This is a genomic window from Streptococcus oralis (assembly GCF_001578705.1).
GTDB lineage: Bacteria > Bacillota > Bacilli > Lactobacillales > Streptococcaceae > Streptococcus > Streptococcus oralis_J.
On record NZ_KQ969049.1, the window covers coordinates 1 to 350 of the forward strand.

A 350-nucleotide genomic window follows, 5' to 3' on the forward strand; every position below is an offset into this window, starting at 1 on the left:
TACGAAGTGTAAGGTTTACTTGGTATTTGATAGATATTCAATTTTGAGTAGGTATTACTCAGAGTTAAGTGACGATAGCCTAGGAGATACACCTGTACCCATGCCGAACACAGCAGTTAAGCCCTAGAACGCCGGAAGTAGTTGGGGGTTGCCCCCTGTGAGATATGGAAGTCGCTTAGCTTTTATCCGCCATAGCTCAGTTGGTAGTAGCGCATGACTGTTAATCATGATGTCGTAGGTTCGAGTCCTACTGGCGGAGTCAGATAAAAAAGAACACCACTGGTGTTCTTTTTTATTATGTGACTATTAGTCCGTCTCGCTCCGTCAGGTGCGAGACAAATAAACCGCCT

General features: G+C 44.9%; 1 tRNA gene and 1 rRNA gene. Both read left to right on the top strand.

Annotation, left to right across the window (positions count from 1 at the left end):
• The first annotated feature begins 64 nt into the window (after positions 1 to 64).
• Positions 65 to 180: ribosomal RNA gene (rrf, locus tag SORDD05_RS09650) — 5S ribosomal RNA — on the top strand.
• Positions 181 to 185: 5 nt separating this feature from the next.
• A tRNA-Asn gene (locus SORDD05_RS09655) sits at positions 186 to 259 on the top strand.
• Positions 260 to 350 lie beyond the last annotated feature (91 nt).